General features: G+C 48.8%; 4 protein-coding genes. 2 read left to right on the top strand and 2 right to left on the bottom strand.

The window, feature by feature from the left end:
- Positions 1–1311: 1311 nt before the first annotated feature.
- Both AB4Z29_RS32080 and AB4Z29_RS32075 read right to left on the bottom strand, forming a co-directional pair.
- Positions 1312–2520: an MFS transporter gene (locus AB4Z29_RS32080; protein ID WP_441946931.1), complete on the bottom strand. Its 1209-nt coding sequence runs from the start codon at positions 2518–2520 to the stop codon at positions 1312–1314.
- A gap of 216 nt (positions 2521–2736) precedes the next feature.
- Complete coding sequence (locus AB4Z29_RS32075; protein ID WP_441946930.1) at positions 2737–3612, bottom strand: helix-turn-helix domain-containing protein; 876 nt, start codon at positions 3610–3612, stop codon at positions 2737–2739.
- Between the two features lie 134 nt (positions 3613–3746).
- Between AB4Z29_RS32075 and AB4Z29_RS32070 the strand changes: the two genes are divergently transcribed.
- Together AB4Z29_RS32070 and AB4Z29_RS32065 are read left to right on the top strand one after the other, a co-directional pair.
- Positions 3747–5723, top strand: coding sequence for a beta-galactosidase trimerization domain-containing protein (locus tag AB4Z29_RS32070; protein ID WP_441946929.1), 1977 nt, complete (start codon positions 3747–3749; stop codon positions 5721–5723).
- Positions 5724–6013: 290 nt separating this feature from the next.
- Entirely contained in the window at positions 6014–6490 is a 477-nt protein-coding gene (locus AB4Z29_RS32065; RefSeq protein ID WP_441946928.1) for a transposase, read from the top strand.
- Positions 6491–6729 lie beyond the last annotated feature (239 nt).

Below are 6729 nucleotides of genomic sequence, written 5' to 3'. Positions count from 1 at the left end.
ACGAGTAAGGGGATATCCCGTGCTTTCGGGCTGTTAAAGCCATATTCCCCCGCTCAAGTGCTTCTTCTACGACCTGTATTCTAAGTTCGTCAAACTTGCTGTGCTGTACTTTCATACGAACAACCTCCAGCTAATCTAATTGTATATTTTATAGCGTGAAAGTGTCCAACTTTAATTAGGGGGCTTTATAGGAAAGGAGCAGTTTCTATAGACTCAGAGCTACGCTGCACTTTTTACAACGAAATGACTCCTTAGCGCGCTTGCACGCACCTTCCGTTGTAGATTCTGCAATGAAAGCAGCAGTTTCTATAGACTCCGAGCTAAGCTGCACTTTTTACAACGAAATGACTCCTTAGCACGCTTGGATGCACCTTCCATTGTAGTTTCTGCAATAAAAGGAGCAGTTTCTATAGACTCAGAGCTACGCTGCACTTTTTACAACGAAATGACTCCTTAGCACGCTTGGATGCGCCTTCCATTGTAGTTTTTGCAATGAAAGGAGCAGTTTCTATAGACTCCGAGCTACGGTGCACTTTTTACAACAAAATGACTCCTTAGCACGCTTGGACGTACCTTCCGTTGTAGTTTCTGCAATGAAAGGAGCAAATTTTAGTTTGGTTCATGGTAATATTCGTTTTTCATTGTAATTTGTGCAACGTAGCTGCTAAATACCGTCTCAAATAAGGATTCTATTGCACTTTCTGCAGCGTAGCTTCCACGATAGCGCAGACCGAATGAGGTTACTCAAAAACACTAGTAATATCTCAGCTGTACTGCCGCTTCTGAGATCAGTATATAACGTTTTAGTGTGCAATCAGAAAGTTTTCCTCAAAAAAGGATATCCTTGAGTCTGCAGATCCCATAGAATGCACAAAAACCTTTAACCCCACTATATAATGGGGTTAAAGGTTCTTCTTAACTCGATTTAAGGTAACATGTGCGAGCTAAACATTACAAAACTGACTATTTAGTCATCCTTTTCACCTATGCACTGCAACGGTTACAGGGGATCATCTACTTTTGTTTAAGCTCTCAGTGTCTACCTACCGCCTTATCCACTTGCCGTTTTACGCTTCTGACCGAGCTCATGCCTACCTTCTATGCGTGCAACGACAGGGGATCATCTACTTTTGTTCAAGCTCGCGGTGTCTACCTACCGCCTTATCCACTTACCGTTTTACGTTTCTGACCGAGCTCATGCCTACCTTCTATGCGTTCCTTATTCCCTTGCTATTTTACGCTCCAACCGAGCTCATACCTGCCGCCTATCCACTTACCGTTGTACGCTCCAACCAAACTCGTGCTTCCCGCCTATCCACTGGACATCCTTCGCTCCTGTCCAAGCTCATGCTTGCGCCGCAGCCACACGCTGATGCCCGCAGCGAACATCATCATGCCGGTGGCAACGAATATCCAATGGATGCCAACGGCAAGACCAAGCAAACCGCCAATGAGCGGACCCAGCATCGAGCCGAATTGATTCGCGCTTGTCGTCAGCCCGAAGGACCGGCCGCGGAACTGCTCATCCGTGCTCTGCACGACAAGGGTATTCACAATAGGTGAAATGCCTGCCATAAACAAGCCGAACACAAACTGCACAACCGCAAACAGCCATAGATCCTGGACAAAAAATTGCATGCTGACGACAACGCCAGCGCACATCAAGCAGGTTACAAGAATCCGGTGATAACCCCTTCTCTCACCAAGCCTGCCCCAAACCGGCGAAGCCAATATGCCGGCAATGCCGATAAGGGAAAGCACGAAGCCCGCCGACAGCACCGCTCCCTGCAGACCTCCCTGCAGCTTGGCAATATGCAGCGTAAGCAGCGGTTGAATCATGTTAATGGAAAGCTGAAAAAGCGCGAGCAGCATAAGCATGCTCATCAGTGCGCGGTTTCGGAAAGCCATACGGTACGTAACCGGCTTTTCTTTCTTTTTCTCCACCTGTGGCTCCGCTTTCCCTTCCCTGACCCAAATGACGACCGCGACCGTCGCTGCCAGTATGATGATAGCCGCCACGACAAACGATCGGCGCAGGCCGAATGCCTGTGCCAGCAAACCTCCGAACAGCGGTCCGAGAATGCCCCCGGTCATCGTCCCTGCCTGCATCATGCCAAGGCTCCACCCCAGCTTTTCTTTGGGGGCGATTGTAGCCACAATCGACATCGATGCCGGAACGAAGCCGCCGACGAAGCCGTGCAGCATTCTCACGCCGACGAGCTGCCACGGGGTTTGAACAAAAGCAATTAATGCGTAAATAAACGCTAGGCTAATTCCCGCCCGAATAACCATTTTCCGCTTCCCGTACTTATCCGCCAGCATGCCCCACAGCGGAGCCATCACTGCCCCGACGAGAAACGCAGAGGAATGCACAATGCCCGCCCATAGGTTGACCGAGCTTTCCGGTACGCCCAAATCGAACAAAAACAACGGCAGAAACGGAACCGACATGGTATAGCTTGAGCTGCAAAATAAAACACCAAACCACAAAATCCACATTGTACGCTGCCATGATTGCAAACCTATTGACCTCCTTGCACGCAAAATCCTTTTCCGATGCCTCTTCACTATTACCCACTATACGCCTCCTTTACCATTTGTTCAAAAACCGCAAAGGGGTGCATAAACAAGGAAAACAGCCGGAAATAGCCCTTAACTCAGGCGTAACAACGTTTTTTGAGCTTAGAGCAGGTATTGTGCTTAGAGCAGGTATTGCGTTTAGAAAGAAGCCTCAATCTACAAAAACACTTGATTCTGCTTGCGGTACTCACCTGGCGTCAGCGCGGTTTGCCTTTTAAACAGCCTGGTAAAATACGTGTTGTCCGCAAGTCCGCACAGCGCTCCGATTTCCTTCAGCGGCAGCTCGGAATGGGCAAGCAGCCTCTTCGCGCGTTCAATCTGCAGATGATGCCGATATTGCATCGGGCTCATGCCCGTATATTGCTTCAAGCAGCGTGCCAAATAATCAAAATGGTAATGCAGCTCCCGCTCCATTTGCTCGGAGTCGAAGGGCTCCTCCAAACGGTTTTCCAAATAAACGGCCACCTTCTCGCTCAGCGAATAGGAACGGGCTTGCGAGCTGTTCTTTATTGTCCCTTTCTGCAGCGCAATAAGAAACTCTCCGAACAGAACCTGCAGCTCGAATGCGCGCTGGCGCGTCAGCACCTGATGCAATTGAATCATTCGCTCGAGCAGCGGCAAAACCGAACGCAAATCCACCGCGGCGAATTTTGGAATATGCACCATGGAGGAAGGAGCAACGATATCCTGATCCGTACGTTTCAGCAGCGGCTGCTGCCAGCTTGTTTTCTCAGTCAATAACGGAAGCAATTCGGGCTGCGAGTATTCAATATGAATCCAATACACCTCTGTTTCTACCTCCGTCGGCCGATATCCGCGATGCGTTTTCCCCGGCTCGAGCACAAGCACCATGCCCGCCAGCACCTCATAGTTAATGCCTTCCTCTTCCATATATAACGTACCTTTCGTGCATATGAGCAGATCGAATACTTCGAATTGGCGTTTCGCATGCATAACTCCGGGCTGCCATAATGCGTAACCGACAGCTGCCAATAACGGGCTTGGCGGAGCTTGAAATTCAAGCACGAGCATCCTTGTCACCCCTCGTATGAAGATGCAGAAATTGTACTATATAAAGTCGCTATTGTCAGCTGTATACTCGTATTCAATCGATTAGAGTGGTAGATATCATCTTATCCATTCTATTCTACTGGAGGGCACCAAACATGAGATTCCGACAGGTTCATCTTGATTTCCATACTTCTGAAGCTATTAAAGATATCGGCAGCGCCTTTAACAAAGAGCAGTTCCAGGACATGCTCAGAACCGGCTACGTCGACTCGATTACCGTATTCTCCAAATGCCATCACGGCTGGGCTTACCATCCCTCCGAAGCCAATGAAATCCATCCGCATTTGGCGTTCGATTTGCTGGGCGCGCAGATTGAAGCGGCGCATGAAATCGGCGTAAAAACGCCCGTCTACTTATCTGCCGGATTAGACCAGAGGCTTGCCCGCCAAAACCCGGAATGGCTCATTCGCGATCAGAATGAAAAAACGAACTGGACGCCAAATTTCATGACACCGGGCTATCAACAATTTTGCATGAATTCACCCTATTTGGAAGTACTCGCTCTTCAAGTGCACGAGGTTGTAACCCGTTACGACGCGGACGGCATTTTTCTCGATATCGTCGGCATACGCGAGTGTTATTGCCAATTCTGTGTCGCCGAAATTCGCAAGCGCGGCTCCGATCCCCGCAACCTCGATGATATGAAGGCGCTTTGGGAAGAGACGTATTTCAACTATGCAGCACGAATGAATCATACCGTCCATGCCGTTAAGCCAGACCTCCCGGTTTTCCATAACAGCAGCCATGTCGATAGAGGACGCCGCGATCTTGCGCATCTCAACACCCATTTGGAGCTCGAATCCTTGCCAACGGGCGGCTGGGGCTATGACCATTTCCCATTATCCGCTCGGTATGCGCAAACCCTAGGTCTCAACTTTCTTGGCATGACCGGTAAATTCCATACCTCATGGGGAGAATTTGGCGGCTACAAGCACCCGAACGCCCTCCGTTATGAAGCAGCGCTTAGCCTTGCGAACGGTGCCCGCTGCTCGATAGGCGATCAGCTTCATCCGGCCGGGCTCATGGATCACGCGACTTATGCGCTGATCGGCGAAGCTTACAAGGAGGTCGCAGCGAAGGAGGAATGGTGCCAGGATACGGCTTCCGTTGCCGATATTGCACTGCTTTCCGTCGAAGCCGCTTCCATTTCACCTGGCGGCAGCATGATCGACGACCACAGCAAGCATGCCGATACCGGAGCAGCCCGAATACTGCTCGAAGGCCATTATTTGTTCGACGTTATCGATACGCAGGCTGACTTAGGCAAATATGCAGTCGTTTTATTGCCCGACGCCATCGTCCTAACCGAAACTTTAAAAGAAAAGCTTGCGGATTTCCTGAACAAAGGAGGAAAGGTGCTTGCAACCGGACGCTCCGGCTTATCCGCTGACGGGACTCGCTTCGAGCTTGATTTTGGCGCGGAGTGGCAAGGGGTCTCCTCCTTTACGCCATCTTACTTTAAGCCCGGATTTGCGCTGCAGTCACTCCAGAACGCTTCTTTCGTCCTTTATACGGAAGGACAGGACATTGCCTTAGCACAGGGAGGGGTTTCCCTCGGCAGCAAAGAGAATTCTTATTTCAACCGGGATTTGTTCACATTCTGCTCTCACCAGCATACGCCTTCCAACATGGAGGATGCAGGGCCTGGCATTACCGAGGGTCCGGATGGCATTTATATCGCTTGGAATGTCTTCGAGGATTATGCGCTCAAGGGCAGCCTGTCCGTCAAAGAAATCGTTTGTTATGCGCTTGATCGCCTTCTTGCGAATAAGCAGCTTCGCACGAATCTGCCTGCTCAGGGCATTACAACGCTTCAAGCCCAGCAGTCGCACAACCGGCTCGTTCATCATTTGCTTTATGCATCCCCTGTTCGGCGCGGACAACATGTCGAGGTTATCGAGGATTTGCCGCCCGTTCTAAATACGGAGGTAAACATCGCCCTATCGGAGCCGGTGCGCGAGGTTTATTTGGCTCCGCAGAACACTCCGCTCCCGTTCAAGCAGGAGAACGGTACCGTAAGCTATACGATTCCTCTATGGTCCTGCCATCAGATGGTCGTTATCCAGCATTAGCCTTTACGGCAATATTTCATACCTAAACGAGACGAGGGCTGTCTCAAGCATCGATTCAGCAATCACGCTCGCGCTTTGCATGTAATAGCGGCTCAAACGTAAATGGCTGAAGCCGTCCTCTGTCGGCTAAGCTTACGCTTCGCGTAGAAATATAGAGAAAGTTGGCGAAATGATTTACTTTCCTATATTTAAAAAAAGAACCTTCAGCTCCACCTTTTTGATATGCTCCCATCATAGTAGACAGTAGAAAAAACAAAAATTCTACTTCTACCTTGATGGGAGTTTTTGTGATGTCCAAAAGAAGTCAAACTTCATTAGACGTAAAATTACATATCGTAGAACGATGTATTCAGAATCAATCAAATCCTAATTATGAAGCCAAGCAACTAGGGATCGCTCACATTACAGTTAGGGATTGGATAAGAAAGTATAGAGCAGAGGGAGTTGAAGGATTAAAGGAATCCAGCGGTTGGAAAGAATACCCGGATGAACTCAAGCTTGCTTCGAATAAAGATGTTCTTTCCGGAAATCTTTCGATATGGGAGTCGACAAAAAAGTACCAGATTTCGAGTAGCCGTGTGTTGAGAAAATGGATTTCCAAGTATACTTGTGGGAAAGAAATCAATCCTACTCGTAAAGGAAATGTTCACAAGCTGAGGCTAAGAAAGCCGTTTTTGAGTATATTGAGCTCTTCTACAACCGTCGGAGGACACATTCCTCAAACGGTTATATCCCGCCATTCATGCATCCTAAGGCGGTATAGATAGTTAGACAAACAGTTGTAACCGAGGGTTTCTTGCTATCTACAATTTCATGGCAAGGTCACTGAGCTATATTGGAGACTACGATGCAGAAAGTGCAATAGAAACCTCACATGTGCTGCCACCTGAGGGGCTACGTTGTACAAAGTACAACGAAAACCGGAAATTCCGTTGAAACAAACTAGAATCTGCTGATTTCATTGCAGAAACTGCAATGTAGAGGGGTGATGGCGTGCTAAATGGTC

The sequence above is a fragment of the Paenibacillus sp. 2TAB23 genome (assembly GCF_052115165.1).
GTDB lineage: Bacteria > Bacillota > Bacilli > Paenibacillales > Paenibacillaceae > Pristimantibacillus.
This window is presented reverse-complemented; position numbering and strand designations above follow the sequence as displayed.